Origin of the sequence: Microcoleus sp. T3_A4 (genome assembly GCF_036700465.1) — a bacterium.
Lineage (GTDB): Bacteria > Cyanobacteriota > Cyanobacteriia > Cyanobacteriales > Microcoleaceae > Microcoleus.
Window position 1 is genome coordinate 174,338 of record NZ_JAUBOY010000002.1, and the last position, 24,550, is coordinate 198,887.

At 47.2% G+C, this 24,550-nt stretch carries 17 protein-coding genes; 12 read left to right on the forward strand and 5 right to left on the reverse strand.

Annotated features, from left to right (window positions below; genetic code table 11):
- Positions 1–562: 562 nt before the first annotated feature.
- Together QUA07_RS01965 and QUA07_RS01970 are read right to left on the reverse strand one after the other, a co-directional pair.
- Positions 563–3,382: a TIGR03960 family B12-binding radical SAM protein gene (locus tag QUA07_RS01965; protein WP_333322113.1), complete on the reverse strand. Its 2,820-nt coding sequence runs from the start codon at positions 3,380–3,382 to the stop codon at positions 563–565.
- 143 nt (positions 3,383–3,525) lie between these two features.
- Positions 3,526–3,876, reverse strand: coding sequence for an STAS domain-containing protein (locus QUA07_RS01970; protein WP_333209172.1), 351 nt, complete (start codon positions 3,874–3,876; stop codon positions 3,526–3,528).
- Between the two features lie 383 nt (positions 3,877–4,259).
- Here QUA07_RS01970 and QUA07_RS01975 point away from each other — a divergent pair, with 383 nt between their 5' ends.
- Entirely contained in the window at positions 4,260–4,454 is a 195-nt protein-coding gene (locus tag QUA07_RS01975; protein ID WP_333209171.1) for a hypothetical protein, read from the forward strand.
- Between the two features lie 461 nt (positions 4,455–4,915).
- On the opposite strand, the gene QUA07_RS01980 is transcribed toward QUA07_RS01975, so the two are convergent.
- A complete protein-coding gene (locus QUA07_RS01980; protein ID WP_333322115.1) occupies positions 4,916–7,750 on the reverse strand; it encodes a PAS domain S-box protein in 2,835 nt (944 codons plus the stop codon).
- Between the two features lie 1,263 nt (positions 7,751–9,013).
- Between QUA07_RS01980 and QUA07_RS01985 the strand changes: the two genes are divergently transcribed.
- The 6 genes from QUA07_RS01985 to argH all read left to right on the forward strand — a co-directional run bounded on the left by QUA07_RS01985 (position 9,014) and on the right by argH (position 16,489).
- Entirely contained in the window at positions 9,014–9,739 is a 726-nt protein-coding gene (locus QUA07_RS01985) for a DUF502 domain-containing protein (RefSeq protein WP_333082723.1), read from the forward strand.
- A gap of 272 nt (positions 9,740–10,011) precedes the next feature.
- Positions 10,012–10,644: a transcription antitermination factor NusB gene (gene nusB, locus QUA07_RS01990; RefSeq protein ID WP_333322117.1), complete on the forward strand. Its 633-nt coding sequence runs from the start codon at positions 10,012–10,014 to the stop codon at positions 10,642–10,644.
- Positions 10,645–10,765: 121 nt separating this feature from the next.
- Positions 10,766–12,523, forward strand: coding sequence for a signal recognition particle-docking protein FtsY (ftsY, locus tag QUA07_RS01995; RefSeq protein ID WP_333322120.1), 1,758 nt, complete (start codon positions 10,766–10,768; stop codon positions 12,521–12,523).
- A gap of 575 nt (positions 12,524–13,098) precedes the next feature.
- A complete protein-coding gene (locus QUA07_RS02000; protein ID WP_333322122.1) occupies positions 13,099–14,586 on the forward strand; it encodes a PP2C family protein-serine/threonine phosphatase in 1,488 nt (495 codons plus the stop codon).
- Positions 14,576–14,815 carry a hypothetical protein gene (locus QUA07_RS02005; protein WP_333082718.1) on the forward strand — a complete coding sequence of 80 codons (240 nt, stop codon included), beginning with the start codon at positions 14,576–14,578 and terminating at the stop codon, positions 14,813–14,815. The genes QUA07_RS02000 and QUA07_RS02005 overlap by 11 nt, the downstream gene beginning before the upstream one ends.
- A 288-nt stretch (positions 14,816–15,103) precedes the next feature.
- The gene (argH, locus tag QUA07_RS02010; protein ID WP_333322124.1) at positions 15,104–16,489 is read left to right on the forward strand and encodes an argininosuccinate lyase; all 1,386 of its coding nucleotides are present in this window, start codon (positions 15,104–15,106) and stop codon (positions 16,487–16,489) included.
- A 99-nt stretch (positions 16,490–16,588) separates the two neighbouring features.
- Here the strand turns inward: argH and QUA07_RS02015 are convergent, their stop codons facing one another.
- Positions 16,589–16,780 (reverse strand): hypothetical protein, encoded by a 192-nt coding sequence (locus QUA07_RS02015; RefSeq protein ID WP_190738786.1) that lies wholly within the window; start codon positions 16,778–16,780, stop codon positions 16,589–16,591.
- Between the two features lie 465 nt (positions 16,781–17,245).
- On the opposite strand from QUA07_RS02015, the gene bcp reads away from it, so the two are divergent.
- The 4 genes from bcp to QUA07_RS02035 all read left to right on the forward strand — a co-directional run bounded on the left by bcp (position 17,246) and on the right by QUA07_RS02035 (position 20,548).
- Complete coding sequence (bcp, locus tag QUA07_RS02020; RefSeq protein ID WP_333322126.1) at positions 17,246–17,719, forward strand: thioredoxin-dependent thiol peroxidase; 474 nt, start codon at positions 17,246–17,248, stop codon at positions 17,717–17,719.
- A gap of 77 nt (positions 17,720–17,796) precedes the next feature.
- Positions 17,797–18,252 (forward strand): NUDIX hydrolase, encoded by a 456-nt coding sequence (locus QUA07_RS02025; RefSeq protein WP_333322129.1) that lies wholly within the window; start codon positions 17,797–17,799, stop codon positions 18,250–18,252.
- Positions 18,253–18,467: 215 nt separating this feature from the next.
- The gene (locus QUA07_RS02030) at positions 18,468–19,625 is read left to right on the forward strand and encodes an RNA-guided endonuclease TnpB family protein (RefSeq protein ID WP_333322133.1); all 1,158 of its coding nucleotides are present in this window, start codon (positions 18,468–18,470) and stop codon (positions 19,623–19,625) included.
- 116 nt (positions 19,626–19,741) lie between these two features.
- On the forward strand, positions 19,742–20,548 hold the full coding sequence (locus QUA07_RS02035) for an alpha/beta hydrolase (protein ID WP_333322137.1): 807 nt from the start codon (positions 19,742–19,744) through the stop codon (positions 20,546–20,548).
- 75 nt (positions 20,549–20,623) lie between these two features.
- Here QUA07_RS02035 and QUA07_RS02040 read toward each other — a convergent pair whose 3' ends face one another.
- Positions 20,624–21,535, reverse strand: a complete 912-nt coding sequence (locus tag QUA07_RS02040; RefSeq protein ID WP_333322140.1) for a pantothenate kinase — start codon at positions 21,533–21,535, stop codon at positions 20,624–20,626.
- Positions 21,536–21,850: 315 nt separating this feature from the next.
- Here QUA07_RS02040 and QUA07_RS02045 point away from each other — a divergent pair, with 315 nt between their 5' ends.
- Complete coding sequence (locus QUA07_RS02045) at positions 21,851–23,959, forward strand: GAF domain-containing protein (RefSeq protein WP_333322142.1); 2,109 nt, start codon at positions 21,851–21,853, stop codon at positions 23,957–23,959.
- The last annotated feature ends 591 nt before the right edge of the window (positions 23,960–24,550 follow it).

Here is a 24,550-nt window from a genome sequence, read left to right on the forward strand (position 1 = left end):
CTGGAACTAAAGTCTAAAATCTAAAATTTTTGGTTCTTCACGACTTAAGTCGGGGGCTTATTTCCGTTTTTTGACGGGTCAGTCGATTTGAGATTTTAGGTTTTAGATTTTAGATTTACTCCACAGATAAATCTGGGAGCTGGAACTTTAATCTAAAATCTAAAATTTTTGGTTCTCCACGACTTAAGTCGGGGGCTTATCTGCGTTTTTTGACCCGTAAAAAAAATCTATTGTTGAATACCCGCTCTGCGGTTTGAACCGTGAGATTTTTGAATAAGCCGACCACCGACAACCAGTCGATCGATCGAAATTAATCGCTAAATTTGGTTCAGACCCCGCTCCGGCGGGTTTGGCGCTAGATTTAGCCCGTGAATGTACAACAAAAAGGCTTGAAGTCTTGAACAGAAGCAATTTGCACCCAGCCCGCGTTGCTGGTTGACGAGGGCGGCGAGCGACTAAAGCGCTCGAGCCACCGCGGCTTCCATAACAAGCGATTATAGCGTGAAATGACACATCCCGATCGAGAGCCGAAGGTGAAATATTCCACCACGGCTTCCCTATCTTAACCATAACCTAGGATTAGCTGACTACGCTCAACCTGCAGAAGCTGAATTTCCTGCTGGCTGACTTGTTCGAGCATGAACACAATATGTTCTGGCTTTAGCAAGTTGCCATCGCTGCGACAACTGCCGGTAAAGCGCAAGACGGCTCTACCTTCGGATGTAGCACTAGAGGCAGAGGTGCTGTCTGGTTTCTGCTCTACAAGTTCTAGTTTGTGCAGTCGATCGCGCAAATTGACATCCTTCGTCTTTCCCGACTTAGTAGTATGCACCCGCCAAAAAGCCTCGGTTTCGGCGATCGTCTTGACCCAAGCTTCCCAGTTGGCATCAGGAGCCACGGAGACAGGAGCAGAATTTTCATGGTCTAATTCGCCATTTTCTGTCAACGAACCCCCTACAGCCACAGTAATCACGTACTCCGCTGCTTCTAACAACTGGTTAGCAGAAGGAGCCTTGAGATCGATCGACTCAACCTTGTAAATCGGAATATTTTCCGGCAGCTTAGCGGCCAACTTTTCCCGAAAACTCTCAATATCGATCAGCTCAGTGAGCTCAAAGTCGGCAATTTCCCCAGTGCTGGTAACACCCAGAGGCAGAGCATTTGCCAGAGAAATCCGAGGGTTCGGGTGAAACCCGCCGGTAAACGAAATCGGCAAATCGGCTCTGCGGACTACTCGATCGAACAATCGGATCAAATCCAAATGACCAACCAAAGCCATATCGCCCACCTTGCCGAACCAAACCCGCAAACGCTGTTTCCGCTCCGTATCCGGGACAAACTCCCCAGCAAACTCTGGAATTGGCAGCGCATCCACAACCACATTGTGTCCAAAATCGGTGCCACACACCCCGCAGCGCGAACACCCTTCAAAGGAACAGTCGGGAACCGTCGCTGCTTCTAAAGCCTTTTGCAAGTCAATTTTCAGCCAGTTTTTGTCGATTCCCGTATCTAAGTGATCCCAAGGCAGAGCCTGATCGAGAGAGAGGGGGACAGAGGGGGAGGGCGAGAGGGGGATATCCGGAGAATTGGGAAAATCTTCCTTGATTTCTCTGCCTTCTTCCTTCTTGCTTCTTCCGACTTCCATCGGACTGACATCCGTTACATCCGTTACTGAATCCGTTGCCGAACTTCCTTCTTCCTTCTCAAACAGATTCCACTCGCCGCTTTCGACTTGACGGTATTTCCAAGTAAGGCCCGACTCATCTATTGCCTGAGTCCAAGCTTTGTAAGCCTGATCCAAGCTTTCCCACCACGCATCCATACCCGCGCCAAGTTCCCAAGCGCGGCGGACTACAGCAGCCAAACGTCGATCGCCCCGTCCGACAAAATCCTCCATTGCCGAAATCCGCACATCAGTGTAATTCACCTTGACGCCCCGCATTCCCCGAAACTCTTCCTTCAGGAGTTTTTGCTTGCGGGAAAACTCAGCAGTAGAAACCGAGTGCCACTGAAAAGGAGTGTGAGGCTTAGGCGTAAAATTAGAAATTGTCAAGTTAAAAGTGAGTCCTCGCCTGCCATCGATCCTGCATTCCCTGTGCAGCCAGCGGACTGTTTCGGCGATGCCGAGAACATCAAAATCTGTTTCTCCGGGCAAACCGATCATAAAATACAGCTTGATTTTATCCCAGCCGCGATCGACCGCAGTTTTGACACCCCGAAGCAATTCTTCGTTGGTCAAACCTTTGTTAACGATGTCGCGCATTCGCTGAGTACCAGCTTCTGGGGCAAAAGTCAAACCGCCTTGTCGCGTACCGCCGAGAATGTCGGCAATATTATCGTCAAATCTGTCAACCCGCTGGCTGGGTAGAGACAGAGAAATATTTTTATCTTTCAGGCGATTTTTGATTTCCATCCCAACTGCTGGGAGTGCCAGATAATCGGAACAACTCAGGGAAAGCAGGGAAAACTCGCTGTGCCCGGTGGCTTGCATCCCCTGTTCGATCGCCTCTACGACTTGCTGCGGTTCGACATCGCGCGCGGGGCGAGTCAGCATTCCCGGCTGACAGAAGCGACAGCCGCGGGTGCATCCCCGGCGGATTTCTACTGTCAATCTGTCGTGTACTGTCTGGACGTAGGGAACCAGGCCGATCGAATAAGCTGGTATCGGAGTCGCCACGCGGCGCAGAATTCGTTCTGGAACTTGCGGGCGGTTGGGATGAACAGAACCGTCGGCCGCCATATCGTAGAATTGCGGGACGTAGACGCCTGGAATTTGCGCTAAATCCAGCAGCAATGCTTCTCGGCTCAAATTATTTGTTTTGCCTTCTGCCAAAATCAAGCCAATTTCTGGCAGCAACTCTTCTCCATCACCCAAAGCGATGAAGTCAAAAAAGTCTGCGTAGGGTTCTGGGTTGGAAGTTGCCGTTTGCCCGCCAGCAAAAATCAGCGGTATTTGACCGTTTTGGGGATTTGTTGCTCTTTCTTGCCAAGTTAGGGGAATGCCGGCTAAATCGAGCATTTCCAGAATGTTTGTGGCTCCGAGTTCGTAGCTGAGGCTGAAGCCCAGAATATCAAATTCTGTGAGAGATCGCCTCGATTCTACGGCAAACAGCGGAGTTTTGGTCGATCGCAGTTTTGCTGCCAAATCTGGTGCGGGCAAATAAGCTCGATCGCACAACTGTCTCGGCCCTGCGTTCAAAATGTTGTAAAGGATGATGTGCCCCAGATTGGAAGCACCAACTTCATAAACTTCTGGGTAAGTGAGAACCCAGCGCACCAACGCCCCGTCCCAAGGCTTGTGCGTAGCCCCCAATTCATTTCCCAGATAACGAGCAGGCTGATTAATGTCTGCTGTAAGTAATTCTTCGACTTTTACTGCCACGGCTCGACTCGCTAAATATTTGCGACTCTTAAGCAGCCTACCTTAAAATCTGCCAACACGCCAACGACAGTAGTCTGTCTTTTCGGGCATTTAACCGAATTTGCTGTGTTTTTTTGCCTGTTCTCGTCGTTCAGGAGGCTTTATCAGTGTTGTTTTACGCAGGAGTTTTCGGCTTCAAAGCTATCGACATTTTCAAATATCTCAAAAACTCGATCGAGTTGGCTGAGTTCCAGAATCATCTTAATCCCGGGGGATACTGAGCAAAGACTAAACCTGCGCCCCATTTTTTTCGCCTGCTTCAGGCCCGAAACCAATGCCATCAAACCGGCACTGTCAATAAATTTTACTGCGCCCAAATCTACGAGTACCGCTACAACCCCGGGGGCTGCAATTGCTGTCATGAGTTGCCGTCCGAATTCTCCGCAGGTGGCTGCATTCAGGTGGTCTAGGGGTCGAATCACCGTAATTGGTTTATGGGCAAGAAGTGTCTGCATATGTCAAACCTATGGTTGCTACGTACTTTCAACTACTGTGCTGGACAGATGTAAGCCTAAACCTACTTGATTACTCTGAGCCTAACTTGCTCTGAGCGAAATCGACCAGTTGTTTTCAGTAATTTTACTGAATCTTTATTTATTGACTCTTTTTTATAAAATTTTGTGCAAGATTTGCGAAGGAAACGTAAGCTACTATACTATTTTTTATTTATGCGGGCAGGTTTAGTCTTGAGAATTCTAAAAAATGCGATCGACTGTCCCCTGGCTGTTAGATAAAAGTGAATAATGTAATTGAAATCACTTGTTAGTTCTGATTTAGATCACGCGCGCGATCGGCTGTTCAGATAATAATTAAATTGTACGGAGTTCTCTGAGCTACTATGCAAGCAACCTATGCTATTCGTAATCTTGTAGAAAAAGCCCTCTACATTAAGCAGTTAACGCCTGACATTGAAAACGAAATCAACTACGAGCTCACCCGTTTGGGCTACATCTCCGATATTGATTATGAGGCTTTAGAGTTATTAATGGATGAAATGGATGCCGGTCGGGTGCAACTGGTATCTAGTCGATAGTTGAAACCAGGGCCCAGAAAAATCCAAGAGCGACACAAAATCCTTGTAGGGCGCGAAATAGAGGAGTGCGAGAAGCATTGACCCCGACATGGCATTTTTCAATTGAAGCACGTATTTACTGAACTTGATATTTGAGGAGATACAGTTAAGGACGATCGTCCCTGCAACTCATACAGTTTTAGATTTTAGATTTTAGATTTTAGATTTTAGATTTTAGAAGTCGGACTACTGATGATGATCAGGGTTGGGAACTTTTCTACAGTTGCATTCGTTTTAGAAACTGCTATCAGTATCAAAAATTACCAACTTTGAGGCTAATTAAATTTATAACTGTTGGGGCTTGACAAGTTAGATAGAGTTCTGATTCCTACTAAGAAAAACGTTGTTCTGCCGAATTTTCCGATCGCTCGAATGCAAGAAAAATGATGTGTAGTTACGACATCCGTCATCGCGGAGTCAATCTAAAATCTAAAATCTAAAATCTTTGAGCGCGCCGCCAAACTTGCCACCACCGCCACCAACTCAGCAGGCTCGATCGGCTTGGGCACGTAAATTTGAAAACCTTGCTGCAGTGCCCGTATCCGTTCCTCTACCCTACCAACCGCCGTGAACGCCAACGCCGGAATTTCCCTGTCCACCATCCGCGATCGCACTTGCCGCAGCAGAGCCTCTCCGTCAAGGGCCTGTATCCCGATATCGATCGCCAACACATCCGGATTCAGCCTTTCAATCGCCTCCAACGCACGTTTTCCAGAGCTAGCAGTCTCCACCTGGGCCCCGCAATCTTCGAGCACGGTACAGGCAAAATCCAGGGAATCCGCGTCGATATCGACCACCAACACCCGAACTCCCGAAAGATTGCTGTTGACAAAAGACTCCTTTACAGGGGCTCGCGCCTTGCTTGGAGGAATCGCCAACTCCCCGAGTCCCGCAACAGAAAATCCGCCGTCGCCAGGAAGCTGTTGAATTGGCAATCTCACTAAAAACCTCGACCCTTTTCCCTTCCCTGCCGAGTCGGCTTGCACCGTCCCCCCGTGCATTTCCACAAAATGCCGCACTAGAGCCAAACCCAAACCCAATCCGTTGTACGATCGCCTTATAGAGCTGTCAGCTTGGCTGAACCGCTCGAAAACGTGGGGCAAAAACTCTTCTGAAATCCCTTGTCCCGTGTCGCTAACCTCAATTTCGACACTAGCGGGCGACAAATTTTTACAGCAAGCGGATTCCTCACGGGCAAAAGTCCTCTCCATCTTTCGCACCGCCACCCTCACCTGTCCGCCATCGGGAGTAAACTTAATCGCATTCGACAGCAAATTCCAGGCTACCTGCTGCAAGCGACCGGAATCGGCAAAAATCCGTCCTGCAGTTGGGTCGAAATCCGTCACAATTTCAATATTTTTGGCGGCAATCGCGGGCGCGAGAGTATCGATCGCAGCCTCAACAGTCGAAATCACATCCACCCAACGCAAATTCAGCGACAGTTTCCCGGTAATAATCTGCGACACGTCCAGTAAATCCTCGATCAGAGTTGCCAGCGCTCGTGTATTGCGGTCGATCGTTTCCAGAGCCCGAACAGTCGTTTTTTCGTCAAACTTGCGGTTTCGCAGCAGTTGCGCCCATCCCAGCATCGCATTCAGCGGCGTCCGCAATTCGTGGGACAAAGTTCCTAGAAACTCGTCTTTAATTCGGTTCGCCCGCGCCAATTCCTCGGCTCGATCGTGCAGTTCTCTTTCCAACTGCTTGCCAACAGTCAAATCGAGAATAAAAGCCACAGATTCTTGCCGCTTTTGCGCCAGCAAAACATATCCGATTAACACCGGAATCCGGCTGCCGTCTCTCCTCCAGAATTCCTTTTCGTAGGGAGTGCAAGCCCCTGTTGCTTGTGCCTCTGTCATCCCCTTCTGGTCGAGAGACTGGTACTCCGGCGGCGTGATATCAATCGAGTTTAATTCCCCGCCATGCAACTGTTCCCGCGTGTAACCAACTATCCGCAAAAATTCATCGTTGGCCTCGATAATACGGCCGTTAACATCCCCGAAGATAATTCCTATCAAGTTAGCTTCGGCTAACATTCTCAGCTTTTCTTCGCTAGCTTGGAGTGCAGCTTCTGTTTGCTTGCGCTCGGTAACGTCTTGGATATAACCCGACAAACCAGAATCGGAAGGATAAAAACGCATCTTCAACCACTTATTCCATAACGGTACGAATTCTTCATACTCGATTGTTACCTTTTCTGCTAATGCTTGGGTCGCCATTTTGTAAAACGGTAAATCTAAAGCGCAGGGAAATATATCCCAAATTTTTTTCCCAATCAGTTCTACTTTTGGTTGACCTAACAGCTCAATAGCTTGGTGGTTGACATAGGTATAGTTCCAATTTAAATCAACAGCGATAAAAGCATCGGTAATGCTTTCGAGAATGTTAGTAATTTTATCGTTTGCCAATTGCAGCGCTTTAGCTGTTTCTTCTGCTTGCAACCTCGCTTCTTGTTCGCGGGACAAAGCTGCCGCCCGTTCTTGTTCTGCCTGTTTTCGATCGCTAATATCGATGTAAGAACCGATGTAACCGGCAAAAGTGCGATCGGGTCTGTACCGGGGTACGCCTGTACCCAAAACCCAGCGGTATTCCCCGTCATAGCGTCTCAGGCGGCATTCGAGTCGGTACTCGCTGCCAGCGTCGAAAGCTTTTTGGTAAATATCCAGACATTCTGGTAAGTCATCTGGGTGCAAGTTTTCCATCCAACCCGTGCCCATTTCTTGCGCCAAAGTTCTACCCGTAAACTCCAGCCAAACTTTGTTAAAGTAATCGCCAAGTTGGTCAGTATCGGACATCCAAATCATCACCGGCGCGGTATCTGCCATAATCCGAAATCGAGCTTCGCTTTCCTGCTGCTGTGCTTCGGCTTGCTTGCGCTCGTTCCGTTCTTGAACTTCCCGCAGGGCCCGCTCAATCGACGGCACTAGGCGTATCAAACGGCGTTTGAGAACATAATCTGTAGCGCCGCGTTTCAAAGTTTCGATCGCCACTTCCTCGCCCAAAGTAGCCGAAACAAAAATAAACGGCACTCCCGGACAAGTAGTGTGGGCGATTTCCAGCGCAGCTATCCCGTTAAAACAAGGCAGCATATAATCTGCCAAAATAATGTCAAAACGTTGTTTTTCCAGCGCCGTGGCAAAGTCTTCTCGATTTTCCACACACACCAGAGAAAATTGGAGCCCGCCATCCATTAGATATGCCTCAATCAGTTCGGCATCTAGGGGACTGTCTTCTACTAAGAGGATATTGAGCGTTTTCACAAAAATTCCTTTTACTTAAATATTAATTATCTGATACAAAATTTGATCTGGCTGCGGCTTTAAGTGAAGCCCACAAAAGTCTTGCGTGTTTAATGGCATAAAAAAATGTAAAAATCAATTGGTTTCATGAGTTGAGCATTCATATCTCAATCCTAGCTTCTAATCAAGTCTATTGCTGCTTGCAGCGAGGTAAATCCCCGCTCTGACTTGAGCGGCTAGTACGCTTGTTTTTCCTTAACTTTCGTCGGCTTCCAAGAAATCGGCATCGCTGGAGTCTTGCTTCTATGTAGCAGTTTAGCTATACCCTGTTAAACAAATAGTTTCGCGCTTCTGGCTAGAAACAACTAGCTATGTAGTAATTTATCTCGCTTGCTACTAACTACTGCTACCTCGTTTGGCAGATTATTTTTTTTGTAGTGATGCCAGAGTTAATTCTATATTGCTTTGTCGCTCCTCTCAAGCTCGAATTCGCTTGAATTCTGCCATTATTTCCTGAATATCGATCGATCGTGTCAAAAAAAGTCAAAGTTGCTGGTATGTCTGCTTTACTTTTTGCCGGATTTACGTACCATGCAAGTGTTGCATGGTAGGCAACTGTTGCCTTATTGATCGCAGTCGCCCTCAAAAAACACCGTTATTTCAGTAGCAAATGGGTACACTGAATCTATCTAAAGATAGATTTTTGCAGACACACTGCACTCAACCTGCAGAGATTCGCCAGAATTCGGTAAAACTCATAGGTTGCACCATTTTCAAGAACAGGCTTTCCGGCCTATTCCACAAAGAGTGAATTTGATTGTGGGATGGGCAGGAGAGCCCGTCCATAAAAAGCTTATGGAAAATGGTGCAAGATATAAGTAAAACGAAGTGCCACCCCGCCGAAAATCTGAGAAAGCTCGATCGACCAATTAATTTCCTATGCAAATCACAGAAAATTTGATCTGGACTCGCTACACTGCGACTCCCAGGCTGTCTCTGACCGATCGGCTTATTGATTGAACCGAGCCAAAGTGTCTTAAAATATACAATACGGTGAGCTGGTGCACAGCCCGCATATATTAAAACTAAGCGCCAAATTGCAATAATTCTTTAAAATAAAGGTAAAGCACCGGCGATCCCTAACTCTTCCCCCTCAGAAAGGGTAGGGTTTAGCAGAATTGAAGACGATTGTCTATGGTGACATCCAGTAAAGCCCGTGCAGTTGCTTTAGTCTCAGGTTTATTCAGGTTATTGGCAACCAGTTACGAGGAGATTTGACCCGCCGTGCTCCAACGCATCAAACAAGACTTAAAAAACGACCTGATCGCAGGACTATTGGTAGTGATACCCTTAGCTACCACCATCTGGCTGACAATTACCGTCGCCAGTTGGGTGATCAATTTTCTCACCAAAATTCCCAAGCAGATCAACCCTTTTGACGGACTCCACCCGATTTTGGTGAATCTGCTAAATCTTTTAGTAGGGCTGGCTGTACCCCTGCTGAGCATTTTAGTCATCGGTTTAATGGCCCGCAACATTTTCGGCAAATGGCTGCTAGACTTTGGCGAACGGGTGTTGCAGGCAATTCCCCTAGCGGGTTCGGTTTACAAAACCCTCAAACAACTGCTGGGAACCCTCCTCAACTCAAACGACAAATTTCGCCGCGTGGTGTTAGTGGAATATCCCCGGCGGGGAATCTGGACTTTAGCATTTGTGACCGGTACGATCGAGAGTAACGACATCCCGCCTCACCTTTCCGGTGAAACCCCGATCGGCATTTTCATCCCCACCACTCCCAACCCCACTACCGGATGGTACGCTATAGTGCCGGAGGCAGATTTAGTCAACTTGTCAATGTCGATCGAAGATGCCTTTAAAGTCATCATCTCTGGCGGCATCGTCAACCCCAACAACTCAATTGCTGTAACCCCCGAAAAAATCAAGGGCAAAACACTCGAACCCTTGGTATCCGAATCAAGATACCAGGCTGTTCCAGTCGAAGAAGAGTGAACCAAGACATCTTTAGTGACCCGTAAGACCGTGTAAACTTTCCCCATAGCAGATAATATTTCGACAAAACCAGCCCAAACCGAGAAGGCCTATACTCAGAAACCCGGTTTCGAGCATAAATCTTAGGTTTGACAGCCAAGTATCTGTAAACTACCCGCCGCTGGCGAGTCAGACGGCTGGTCTTGTACCGCTTTTAGTCGAGTTTTCTGCTAAAGTTCAAGTCCGCGCGCGATCGAAAAACTTCCTAAATTCTCAATTCCTATCTAAAAATTATGAAAAAAGCCCGCGAAACAGCACGCGAACTAGCACTCCTCGGTATCAGCCAACTGCCAGCGAATCCAGAACTCTTAGAAGCCAAGAAACTGCAAGACGTTCTCCTCGCCGCCATCCGTACCCTGACAGCAGAAGTTCAAGAATCCCTAGAAGCAGCAGCATCCGAAGTGCAGCGGAGTAGCGACAAACTGCTTGCCAGCGAAATCCGCGCCTCCGATATACAAAGTGCTAGAACAATGGTACGGGAAGCAGTCGAACTCACTCAAACCGCAATCAACCGTCTCGGTTCAGCAATGGAGTTTCCAGAACTAATCCAGCTAGCCAACCAGCAAGATGTCCGCACCTATGCTTTGCAAATTCTGACGAAAGTCAGCGCCAACCGTGTTCAAATTGATGAATTGCTCTCGGAATCCCTTGTAGATTGGCAAATAGAACGGTTGCCCCGGATCGATCGAGATATCATGAGAATCGCGATCGCCGAAATGCTATATCTCGGCTTACCCGAACAAGTCAGCGTCAACGAAGCCGTCCAACTGGCAAAACGCTACAGCGGCGACGAAGGACATCGCTTCATCAACGGAGTCCTTCGCCGAGTAGTCGATAAAATCAATGCAGAAGTTGTTAGTCCGTAGTCCTTAGTCAGTAGTCCTTAGTCAGCAGTCATTGGTCATTAGTGATTGGCAATCCGCAATCGGCTCTACACTAGGGACTGAGGACTAATGACTAATAACTATTCTCTATTCCCCATCAACTATGGTATTTAATTGGTTTCGTCGCCAGTACAGCGAAAGCAAATCTTCTGAAACAGAGGCAACCCCCGAACAGCCGCAAGATGAGTCGGCAAAATCCGCACCGGTTGAGCCTCAAACAGATACAACAGAGCAAGCTTCTCCTGCTGTAGCCGAAGATTATCTCAATTGGGCAAAAGCTGCTTACAAAAATATTCAAAAACAGCAAAAACCCGAAACAGAAGTTTCCGAGACAGCAGCGCCCGATGTTCCAGCAGCCGAAGGAGAAATCGCGACAGTTGCAGAAGTTCCAGAACCTGCGACTATTGAAGCAACCGAGCCGATCGAACTTGAACCAGCACCCACAGCACCAACTGTTGCAGAAGTTCCAGAAGTGGCAGCACCAGCAACAGTTGAAGCAACCGAGGTTTCGGAACTCGATGCAGCCAACCCAGCAGAAATTCCAGAAACTCTGCAACCAACAGCCGGGGCGATCGACATTGCACCTATTGCTCAACAATTAGAAGTTACAGCAGAAAATATAGAAATTGCCGAACCTGCAACGGAGGTTGTAGAAACCGAATCACTCGCATCCGACGGCGCAGCAGGCGAAGCCCTGCCGTTTTGGGCCAGAGCTCAGGCCGATCGCATGGAGCGCATCGAACGCCTCAAAGAAACCGCCCTTGAAGAACCAGAGGTAATTGCAGCCGCCGCCGAGAGAGCGGCAATTATCGAAGAAATTCCCGGTTTCGCCTTTGACGAAGGCTTCCTGTGGTCTTCAGAAATCTTAGCCAGTCAAGGCCGCCGCCCAGACCAAGTATCCGTCGAAGAAATCACTTGGCTGCAAAAACTGCGGAAAGGCTTAGAAAGAACTCGTCGCAGCTTAATTAATCGACTAAAGGCGATCGTCGGTCAAGGGCCGCTCAATCAAGACGCGGTAGCCGAAATTGAGACTTTGCTACTGCAAGCTGATGTCGGAGTCGCAGCCACCGACATCATTATCACGCGCCTCCAAGAAAGACTCACACAAGAAGTGCTGCCGCCAGAACAGGCTCTAGCCTACCTGAAAACCATCCTGCGCGACATTCTGGATGCTCCCTGTGCCGAAACCGCCGCCGGTAATCCCGCCTACAGCCTGACATTTGCCCCCGAAAAAGACACATTCAACATCTGGTTGATAGTAGGAGTCAACGGTGCGGGCAAAACTACGACGATCGGCAAACTTGCCCATATTGCTCAAAAATCCGGCTACAAAACCCTGATTGCTGCCGCCGACACTTTCCGCGCCGCCGCCGTCGAACAGGTGAAAGTTTGGGGTTCCCGCAGTGGCGTTGAAATTATCGCCAACCCAGGAAAAAATACCGATCCGGCTGCTGTCGTGTTTGATGCGATCGCCGCCGCCAGCGCCCGCGGCACAGAACTGCTGATCGTAGACACCGCAGGCCGCCTGCAAAACAAAAAAAATCTGATGGACGAATTAAGTAAAATCCGTCGCATTGTAGACAAGAAAGCCCCAGGCGCTACCGTAGAATCTCTACTGGTCTTGGATGCCACACTGGGTCAAAATGGTTTGCGACAGGCAGAAGTGTTCGCAGAATCGGCCAAATTAAGTGGAGTAGTATTGACAAAACTCGACGGTTCTGCTAAAGGTGGTGTTGCCCTAGCAGTAGTGCAGCAGCTTGGTCTGCCCATCCGCTTTATTGGAGTCGGGGAAAGCATCGAAGACTTGCGCCCGTTTTCTAGTTACGAATTTGTGGAAGCCCTACTCGATTTTAGATTTTAGATTTTAGATTGATGAGGTATCTGCCAGCCGCTTCCTTTTTTGGAGGCGGACACAGATCTTCAAAATCTCAAATTATTAACCTTAAACTAGCATCGCAGGACTTGCGCCGATCGCCACGAGCGATCAAGTGAAAAATAAATATCTAGAAACAATACCTTCGTTCTGTTATTACTTGGTTGGGCTCAAACCGCGAGCCAAAGCAAGCGTGTCAAATTAAGCTCAAATTTAGTATCAGTCGGCTGTCTGATTGCACATTCTTCCCGATCCCCCTGCCGCCCCCCTGATAGTCGGGTGGGACAGGAAATGCTCACAGTCCCCCTTCTTCTTAAGGGGAGCCGCTGCGGTCTTGGGCCCACCCAAGTAGAGCAAGCAGCGTGGATTTAGGGGGTATCTAGACTCAGCTATAAACGAGATTTCTTAAGAATTTTAGACTTAAGTTGATACCAATGTCCCAGTACCGAACCTACTTGCTCAAACCAAACTACTTGTTCTAAAAAAAACGGGTTTCTGTTCAAGTGGCCCGTAAGTCCTTAATCATTCCTCCTCCGTCTAAGATCGAAAATCACAAATTTAAAATGACTGCTGTGCCTTTGCCTCGCCCCTCACCTCAACCTGCTGACCGCCCACCGGGTCGCAATTCCACCGACGCGACGCCAGTATTTGCCCTCAAAGAACTGGTGGCGCGTTTGCACCGATATCAGCACAACGTTCAAGATATGTTGGGCTCGCTGGGATTTGCCCTGCGAAGTTTTAACAATCTCAACCAATTTTTGGAGTTGGTGCCTTTGGTGGCGACTCGCGTTACGGACGCCGACGGGGGAGCTTTAGTGCTGTTCAAACCCAACGGTCAAGTCAGGTTCCAGCAGTTGCATTGTCAGGAAGGACGGCAGTGCCAAGATATGCGAAAAGCGCTGGAAATAGCCACCAGGCAAGCTACAGCAGGTGTGGGCGCTACTGCTGGATCTTTTTCGGAAACCTCTGGGCAAACTTCTAGTCTAGACCTGCAAGTCGGTCGTTATTTGGGCCCGGATGTTCATTTGTTTGGGGCGCCAATTTTAGTCAACAATTTGGAACGCGGACGGCTTTATGTTTTTAGCAGTGATCCGCAATATCTCTGGACTCCCAGCAGACAGAAATTAGTTCGGTTGGTGGCGGATCAAACCGCTGTGGCTATTTGCAAAGACGAACTTACTGTTAAGTTGGCGGAAAAAGACCGCTTAGACAGAGAGTTAGAAATCGGGGCGGAAATTCAATTGCGGCTGCAACCCCGTAGTTGTCCGAAAATTCCCGGCCTTGACGTGGCCGCCCGCTGCCAAACTGCTAGCAGAGTCGGCGGAGATTATTATGATTTTATTCCCGCTGACTATGACCCGATCGGCAAGGAGAATGAGGGGGAAAACCCCCCATCCCTGATTAAAAATCTCAAGTCCAAAATCGACAAGGGCCGCTGGAGCATTGTGATCGGCGACGTGATGGGCAAGGGAGTGCCGGCTGGCCTGTTGATGACGATGACACGGGGTATGCTGCGGGCGGAGGTTTTGAACCGCCACTCGCCGTCGAGAATTTTGCAACATTTAAACCGGGTTATGCACGCGGATTTGGAAAATTCCCACCGTTTTGTGACTCTGTTTTATTCGGAGTATGACCCGAAAACTCGCGTTTTGTCTTACAGCAATGCTGCTCACCACCCGCCTTTGCTGTGGCAAGCTGCCACTAATTCGATTCTTCAGCTTGATACTTTGGAGGGAATGTTAATTGGGCTGGATGCTGATTCGCTTTACCAAGAAGCCCACATTCAATTGCAGCCAGGAGATACTATTATTTATTACACAGACGGATTTACTGATGCTTCTAATCAAAGGGGCGATCGGTTTGATGAGGATAACTTGACCTCGGCTTTTCAGTGGGCCTGTCAAAATTATCAGCAGTCTGAAGAAATTTTGGATTATTTGTTCGATCGCGTGCACCAGTTTATCGGCATCGGCAATCGTAACGAAGATGACATGACACTGGTTGTACTCAGGGTAACACCTTTAGCAGGAGAAAATCACCATGATAGTTAATTTAATGCCGGAAATTACTGCTGGATTAATCAACTCGATTAATTGGCACGATGCTGCTCACATGGTAGTTTTGAAATCTCATTTGAGTTCGACGGTGCTTTTGGGCCAAAGTTACGAAATTTTTACGAATTTCCAGAAAGCTTGGAACAATTTTGTTTCGACAGGTCAAATAGGAGCTTTTTTTATAGGTATTTTTGTTGGGTGGTTCTTGAAAGGGATTTTTCGTTAGAGTTATTGTCGCAGAAGGTATCGGGAACGGATTTAAAAGGTTTTTAGCCAAAACTTAACTTTTTTATGATGCAGCAAAAGTTTCACAATTTTGTAGTCCAGACTTCAGTTTTTTCTGGTCAAAAGATGTATAAAAACTTTGTAGTCAGAACTTGAGTTTTTTATTGCCGAATTGGGAATGGAGGACTAAAGTCCTGACTACAAACCGGAAGAAGGACTAAAGTCTTTGCTAAAAACCGGTTTTTATAGACTTCTGCAAGAGAGATATAATCTAGTTTTAGCTTGAGCAATGACAACACAACAAAAAACTTGGAGTCAAAGATTTGAATCGGCGTTGCACCCGGCGATCGCCCGATTCAATGCTAGTATTGGCTTCGATATTGAATTGATTGAGTATGACTTGACGGGTTCTGTCGCTCACGCTAAAATGCTGGCAAAAACGGGGATTATTTCCGCAGCAGAAGGGGAACAGTTAGTCAATGGTTTGGAACAGATACGCCGCGAATATCGCCAAGGACTTTTTGTTCCGGGAGTTGATGCAGAAGACGTTCACTTCGCTGTAGAGAAGCGGCTGACGGATATTGTGGGAGATGCTGGGAAAAAGTTGCACACGGCCCGATCGCGCAACGATCAAGCCGGCACTGATACTCGCTTGTATTTGCGCGATCGCATCGCAGAAATTCGCGAGCAATTACGGGAATTTCAAGGGGTTTTGCTCGATATTGCCGATCGTAACGTGGAAACTTTAATTCCCGGTTACACTCATTTGCAGCGCGCTCAGCCGATCAGTTTGGCTCATTACTTGTTAGCTTATTTTGAAATGACCGATCGCGATTGGGAACGCCTCGGCGATATCTGTAAGCGGGTGAATGTTTCGCCTTTGGGTTGTGGCGCGTTGGCGGGGACGACTTTCCCAATTGACCGACATTATACGGCAGAACTATTGCATTTTGACAAGGTTTATGCTAACAGCTTAGATGGAGTGAGTGATCGAGATTTTGCGATCGAATTTCTCGCTGCCGCCAGCTTGATTCTGGTACACCTGAGCCGCTTGTCAGAAGAAATGATTTTGTGGTCTTCTCACGAATTTGGATTTATTACGCTCAAAGATAGCTGCGCTACTGGTTCTAGCATCATGCCCCAGAAAAAAAATCCCGACGTGCCGGAGTTGGTGCGAGGCAAAGCGGGGCGGGTGTTCGGTAACTTGCAAGCCTTGTTGGTAGTAGTGAAGGGACTTCCTTTGGCCTACAACAAAGATTTGCAAGAAGATAAAGAGGCTTTGTTTGATACCGTCAAAACGGTACAAGGTTGCTTGGAAGCAATGACCATTTTGCTGCGGGAAGGCATCGCCTTTAATGGCGATCGCCTCGCCGCTGCCGTTACAGAAGACTTTTCTAATGCTACAGACGTAGCCGACTACTTGGCCGCCAAAGGCGTTCCCTTCCGGGAAGCTTACAACCTTGTCGGCAAAGTCGTCAAAACTTGCCTTTTGGGGGGCAAACTCCTCAAAGATTTGACACTTGAGGAGTGGAAAGACTTGCACCCAGCTTTTGAGACAGACATTTACAGCGCGATCGCACCTCAGCAAGTGGTGGCGGCTCGCAATAGTTACGGGGGTACCGGGTTTGAACAAGTGAGAAAATCACTTATCGCTGCGCGCGATCGGATCGCCTAAACATCGTTGAATTATTCGACAAATTCCGGCTGGCTATCTCTCCTTAGAGCGATCGTGTTTTCCACTCTGGTTCTAAGTTCGGCAGATAGCCTGACTCAATTAATCTTCAGCAGCAGCCATGTCTTTGTCTCTGCCGCCACCGCTCATGGCGCCCATGCCACCGCCGTTACCGCCGTCAAATCGTCTTCTCTTGTTGGAGAACATATCTTGATTTCTCCGCTTGCGAAACTTGCGAGCGTATGCTTGATTTCGTTGTGCCTTCTCTTTCTTGAGATTGCGGCGCTTAGCCATTCTGACCTCACTAATAAACATTGACAGTCCCCGGGCTTTCACGCCCAGGGATTCTTAAGTTTGACACTCTGTGCACTCTTGGTGACTGAGATTCTTGGTTCAGCGAAGTCACTTACTGGCGACAGGATTTCTCCAGCCAAAATATAGGTGTCTTCTCCCCAAGCGTTAATTCCGGTATGCCCTACCGTACTCGATCAGTTCTCTTTATGTAGTTAGGTTTTCTTCAAATTTAGCTTTCCTAAACCGCAACACCGTTAGGTGTGACTACGCACTCAACTAATCCAGTTAAGTTTTTACGTTGGCTAGTTATACTCAATTTTAGACCGATGACGATCATAGCACACCCGGTACAAGACCCAGAAAAAAGAACACGGGGATTCCAGTCGCTGGGAATCTGGGTTTGATCGGGACGCAATGTTGTCAATCTTCCAGAAGATTTCTATAAACTCTTGACAAATACGACAAATGACTATGATTCCCGGTGACGTAGCTCCTGTCTTCAGCCTGCCCGACGCGCAAGGCAATGTCGTCAGCCTTGCAGATTTTCGAGGGCGGCGAGTTGTACTTTATTTTTACCCTAGGGACAATACCCCTGGCTGTACCAAAGAAGCTTGCGGCTTTCGCGACATTTACTCAGACTACCAGTCGCGCAATATAGCAGTCCTCGGCGTCAGTACAGACGGGGCGGGGCCCCACGCCAAGTTTGCAGCTAAATATCAACTGCCTTTTCCCTTGCTGTGCGACTCAAACGCCGAAGTTGCTACCGCCTACGGCTGTTACGGACTCAAAAAATTTATGGGAAAAGAATTTATGGGAATTACTCGATCGACCTTCGCGATCGACCCTGATGGTAGGATTGAAAAGGTTTATCGGAAAGTCAAACCAGAAACTCACGCAGCCGAGATATTAGCAGACTTGCCAGACCTCTCGCCTGAATGAAAAATTAAAAATTAAGACTTTTGAGCTGCCAGCTAAGAAACCTGAAATTACTTTCCCCTAAACAAACTTTTGAGTTTATGCGTCGATTGTGGCAAATTGTACAAACTGTGCTGGGACTGATTTTTCGACATCCCGTCACTGGTACTGCGGTGATTCCCGTATTGCCTGACGGGCGAATTGTGTTAATTCGCCGCCGCGACAACGGTCGCTGGGCACTGCCGGGAGGTATGGTGGATTGGGGAGAGGATATTCCCACAACTGTGCGCCGGGAATTAGCGGAGGAAACAGGACTCAATTTAGTCAAAATCCGTCGCTTGGTGGGTGTTTACTCGGCTGCCGATAGAGACCCTCGCCTGCACTCGATTTGTATCGTAGTGGCAGCAGAGGTAGAGGGAAAGATGCAAGTTCAGGATACGCTTGAAGTCAGCGAGGTTGAGGCTTTTTTGCCCGCATCCCTGCCGGAGGGGGCACTCAGCCACGATAACGACCAACACTTACAGGACTATTTTCAAGGCCTGACAACTTTGGCGTAAATCGGCGGGGCATCGAAATTTCAGAAAAGTCGGAAATTACCTCGCGGTCAAAAATTGTCTGTTATGAATGTGGAATTAATTTTCACCAAAGAACTGGGCGGAGCGTAGCGGAGGGCTGAAGCCCCTTCCTTATAGGACGGCTTTGATTCTCTTCATTTTCAGTTAATTGTATTGATAATACATGGTACAATAAAGCAATCAAGCAATAGTAAACAATGAAAGCAAGGTACAAGTACAGAATCTATCCGACCGACCAACAGAAACAGAGCTTGGCTCAGTTATTCGGTTGCGTTCGCGTTGTCTGGAATGATGCTCTTGCACTTTGCAAACAATCCGAAAAAAAGCCGAAATCGACAGAACTTCAGAAAATAGTAATAACTGGGGCAAAACAGACTGAGGAAAGGACTTGGCTGGAAGAGGTGTCATGCGTTCCCTTGCAACAGTCTGTAACCGATTTAGAAACGGCTTTTAAGAATTTCTTTGATTCCTACAAAGGGAAAAGAAAAGGGCAAAAAGTACGGTATCCTAGGTTTAAAAAAAAGACAAGCCGTCAATCGGCAAGATTTACTCTTCGTGGATTTTCCCTGAAGAAAAACGGTGGCGTTTACTTAGCAAAAATTGGAATTGTCAAGCCAATATGGTCTAGGGAGTTGCCGTCAGCACCTAGCTCGGTCACGGTAATCAAGGATTGCGCTAATCGCTATTTCTTAAGCTTTGTTGTAGAGGTCGAACCATTTCAATCCGAGGCTTTGCATCCAAGTATTGGTATCGACTTAGGGATTAAAACCTTTGCGGTAATGAGTAATGGCGCAAAAGCCGAAAGTCCAAGTTATAAAAAACTGGACCGGAAAGTTCGCAAACTGCAACGCAAGTTAGCTCGCCAACCTCATGACTCCAAAAGAAGGAATATAACTAGAATCAAGATCGCCAAGCTTCATAACCGTATTTCTGATGTTCGTAAAGATTTTATACACAAATTATCCACCAAAATAGTCAACGAAAACCAAGTGATTGTTTTGGAAGATTTAAATGTGTCGGGCATGGTTAAGAACCGCAAAGTGGCTAGAGTAATCAGCTTGCAAGGTTGGAGAGAATTCAGGACTTTGTGCGAAGCTAAGTCTGAAAAGTTTGGCAGAGAGTTCAAGGTGATTAGTCGATGGGAACCCACCAGCCAGGTCTGTTCGGACTGTGGTTTCAAGTGGGGTAAAATCGATTTATCTATTCGCTCAGTGCTCTGTTTGAATTGTGGTACCGAGCAGGATAGAGATGAAAATGCGGCTAGAAATATAGCTCAAGTCGGGATGGGGAATCGCCACGACTCTAAATGGAGTGCTGAGGGATTGTCAGACTATTTCGGTAGCAGAACCCGATGAAGCGTCAAGAATCACCGCGCCCTGACTGCCGGTGAGTATTTCAATGTTTTCCTACTTTTATTCACAAACTCTGAACATTAAATTAATCATCTTTTTATTACTAAATATTTAACCGGATGTACTCACCGCTACGCAATTCTCGGGTCAAACTCTCTGTAGGGCAAATCTTCTGGCACGAAGTCGGTCAAGGCCCGAATTTAGTATTTTTGCACGGTTCTTGGCACGACAGCAGTCAGTGGCTGAGGACGATCGAACATTTGACTCCCTACTACCACTGCTTCGCACCGGATTTGCTGGGGTTTGGCGACTCGGAACGCCCGAATCTTCATTATTCGATCGACTTGGAAGTAGAATGTCTCGCCCAATACCTCGATACTTTGAAGTTGCGACAGGTTTATTTAATCGCTCACTCTGTGGGCGGCTGGGTGGCCACCAGCTACGCTATCAAATATCCCGATCGAGTTCAGGGTTTGGTGTTGTTGGCCCCAGAAGGCGTCAAGGTTGGCAACCGGCGGGGGCGGTGGCAGACGGCTAGCTGGCTGATCGGTCAACCCCCGCTGGCTTTGTGGTTGCTACGATCGATCTATCCAATTGCTAAGTTGCTGGGTAGCCAAAAAAAGATTGACGGATTGCTAAAGTTCAGACAGCAGTTGATGGAGTCCCCAGTTGCCGTGCAGTTGCTGTTCGGGCGGCGGCGGGCTGAAATTACAGCGGAGTTAGTTGATGAGAATTTGCCTTTGCTGAAAGCGCCTGTTTTGCTGTTGCACGGTTCTGAAGATACTCCCGCAGCTTCGTCTCTGTGTCAATCCTATGCTGCTCTGGCTCCTAATGCCGAACTGCAATTGGTCAGTCCGGGGGAAAGCAATTTGCCGCAGGAAGTCCCGGATGTTGTTGCTAAATATATTCGGGAATTTGCTAGGTGAATTGGGAATTGGTCATTGGGAATTGGTCATTGGGAATTGGTCATTGGGAATTGATAAAATGACAACAGTCAACAGTCAACAGTCAACAGTCAACAGGCTAATTCCCCAAAAAATAGCCTCTGGTGCGTCAATTAAGCCTGCTGCTGTATCAGGAAAGGCTGCGGTGAGGTATTTTAAAAGCATAGTGCGATCGCCCCCCGTGACCGCAATTTTGCTATCAGGAAACAAACACCGCCAATCTTCAATAAAATCCCTAACTCCTGCCACCGTCGCATACACAACTCCGCTTTGAATTGCCCCAGCAGTGTCTTTTGCCCAGCGGTGCGGCAGATTTTGTGGTAAACTCATTAAAGGTAATGCAGCAGTTTTTTTACCTAGGGACGATAACTGCAAACCCAAACCTGGTAAGATTGCGCCCCCAACTAAATACCTATTGACATCAGCCCCAGTAAATGTTAAAGCTGTACCAGCATCTATAAGTAAAACTGGCCAACCCAATTGGTTGCCAGCGCCCAGTACAGCCAAAGCTCTGTCAATTCCCAGGGTAGGATAGAGTCCCCCGATCGGCAACTGGTCTAAAGTAATAATTCGGACATCAGGATAACTCTGCCAAATTGCTGTTTGCTGGGTAACTACTGAAGCCAATATTAGAGGCAGCCGCACTAAAGAAAGTGTGCGAGGATTAGAAAAAGCGGTAGTAGCAGGAAGACAAAGGAGAGTTTGAGAAGATATTTCCTCGATCGACCTCATTACTATTTGCACCAAATATTCTGCTTTTTCCTCCTCCGAGAGTCGGGAAACAGCATCAGTATTTAGATGCTGTGTATCCCATGTTTTCTCCAGGGTTTTGCCCACAAATAATCCCCAGTGCAGCCGGGAATTGCCGATCGCCAAAGCTATTTTAATCTGGGCTTTACCTGTCAATCCAGAAGTAATGTTGTCGGTGCTTGCTGGCGAACGGAAATTGTCGGGAATTGAATTTTCCATATTGATCGATCCGGCGCAAACATTGAACTAAAGATAGATTTTAGATTAATTTTATTCGCTTAAACGGGCGGTTAACTCTATTTGACATCTGACCAAGTTCCATGCCACGCGCCAATTAGTATTGTCGGCTGCAGAGGTCATACTTGCTAAATATAAATATTTGTAAAGCAAATAATTGCTTTGCTCAGGCGGCATCCTTTATAATGTCTTAAGATATTCCAAAAGTCCTGGTAGCTGCGATGGGGCTGTTGGCGGGGTAAACATAGGTTTAAAAAACCAGACTCAATCAAAATACTGTACAACTCCTGAGTAAATATGTCTTTAAAAATACAAGAACACGAAAACCCCTGGCAAAGAGTAACTTCGCGGTTGCCTGAATCGGAAAACTGGAGGCAGGAAGAAAGTCTTTCGCTGCCGGAAGTAGACCAACAAAAAGCCCTAATCGTGCAGATGCAGCAGCAAGTTCAGTTATCAAACTTGCTGAACCAAATTAATAACGAAATTCGCAGTACACTTGACATAGAAGAAATTTTGACATCGGCCTGCAGATTGCTGGGACAAGCATTACAGTGCAGTCGCGTGAGCATTTTAGTCAAAGAATCAAATACAGAAAAAACTTTAGTTACGCGCGGAGAGTACAACGCGGGGGACTATCCGATCCAACTGGGAATGAAAGTACCGATGACTGACAACCCGCATTTGGCTGCAGTCGTGTCTCAACAAGATTCCCTAGCAGTGACGAAGTTTCTCGATTTTCCGGGATTGAACCCACAAACCCGAAAAATTGCCGAAGCTTTGGAGATTAAGTCAATGCTGGCAGTAGCTACTCGCTATCAAGGTGAAGTGAATGGCATAATTGGCTTGCATCAGTGCGATCGCGAACGGGAATGGACTGATTGGGAAAGGCAGCTTTTAGAAGGGGTAGGATCGCAATTGGCGATCGCGATCAATCAAGCCAAACTCTATAGCAAAACCAGGCGCCAAGCCGAACGAGAATCGCTGCTAAGGCTGATCGGCAACCAAATTCGCAGTACCCTGGATCTGGAAACTATCCTGGAAACAGCGGTGAGGGAAGTCCGCCAAATGTTGCAGTGCGATCGAGTAATTATCTATCAGTTTCAAGACAACTGGCAAGGAAAAGTTGTTGTTGAAAACATGACGGTTCCTTGGCCTTCAATTTTAGGAGATATGGGGGCTGATAAGTGTTTCCGGGGAGATTACGCCGATCTTTACCAGCAAGGGCGAGTCAAAGCAATTAATGATATTTTTAATGCTGGTTTAGAGCCTTGTCATGTCGATTTCTTAAATAGTTTGCAGGTTAAAGCTAATCTGATCGTGCCAATTGTTACATCCAGAACTGAAGAAAATACCCCCGACACAGCCGGAAGCTATAATCCTAAATTTCCCGGTAGGCTGTGGGGTTTGCTGATTGCTCACGAGTGCCGGGATACCCGCAATTGGCAGCGGCAAGAAATGGAGTTGCTCTCCCAGATAGCCAACCAAATGGCGATCGCCATTCAGCAAGCAGAACTTTACAGCCAAGTCCAAGATGCTGCGGTAAAATCTCAAGCTCAAACCCAGCAGTTGCAGGCTGCATTAGAAGAATTGCGATCGGCACAGCAGCAATTGATTCAAAGCGAAAAAATGTCAGGTTTGGGTCAAATGGTAGCGGGAATTGCTCACGAAATTAACAACGCCAACAATTTCATCCACGCTAACTTGTTTCATGCTCAAGAATATTTTAAAGCCTTGAACGAAGCTCTAGAACAGGCCGGAAATGCCTGCCCGGAAGCAGCGGAAGCAATTGTCAGAATCAATGAAGAACTAGAACTCGATTACATTCGAGAAGACTTTGGTAAACTGCTCAATTCAATGCGGGAAGGCAGCGGGAGGATTCGCTCGATCGTGATGACGCTGCGAAATTTTTCTCGTTTAGACCACGCTGAATTAAAACCAGTAGATTTGAATGAAGGTTTAGAAAGCAGTTTCTTGATGCTGCAAAATAAGCTAAAAACCCATATCAAAATAGACAAGCAATACGGCACTTTGCCGCCCGTCCAATGTCATGCCAGTCAAATTAACCAAGTATTTTATAATTTGATTGACAATGCTTTAGATGCGCTCCAGTCAACGAGCAAACCGAGGCAATTAACCATCCGCAGTTGGCAAAGCGAGCCGGACTGGGTAACAATCTCTGTCCGCGACACGGGAACTGGCATTCCTGTTGAAATTCAAGACAAGATTTTTGACCCATTTTTTACTACTAAACCTGTGGGTAAAGGTACGGGTTTAGGACTTTCAGTGTGCTATCAGGTAATTGTTCAAGCTCACGGCGGCAAGCTGAGTTGCATCAGTCAGGTTGGCGAAGGAACTGAGTTTATTGTAGAGTTGCCCCTGACAAATCAGAGGAGGATAAGTGCATAATTCCTGCTTTAGTCAGATTAACCGTGTTTTGTCACTCTGGCAGTAGTAGAGAACCCATTTGACATCTTGAGGGCGATCGTAAATCACATTACGGATCACCAATAAACTTGGTTTTTTAGCGATGCCTACGGCCAGCTTCGCTAACGCATTTTTAAGGGAATCACATTTAACTTACACCCGAACCTCAATTTTCACAAATTCCCAACTGGGTGATGCTTAGACATATAAAACTCTAAGTATTTTTACTCATGATTGTCTCTCCTGATGCACTTTTGTCCGCTGAAGCAGTGAACGCTGCCTCTTGGGGGGGCCGGAATGTGGGATTTCAGCTCTCCTCTACAGATGTGGAAAACCCGCTTTTTATAGGTCTGAAAAAAAGATCGCAATTTTTCCGGATAAAACTTATTGATGATGAAAGTTAAACATACCTAAGTAAATATGTGTAAATAGGTGTAATTATTTACACTCAACCTTCGATCAGGGGCAATAATACCTTCAGATGCTTATTGGGCAAGCATTTTTACTTGATTTACCTACACGTATGAGGAAATGTTTCTTGCAGTAACAGATCGCTACAAGAAAGCCCAACCT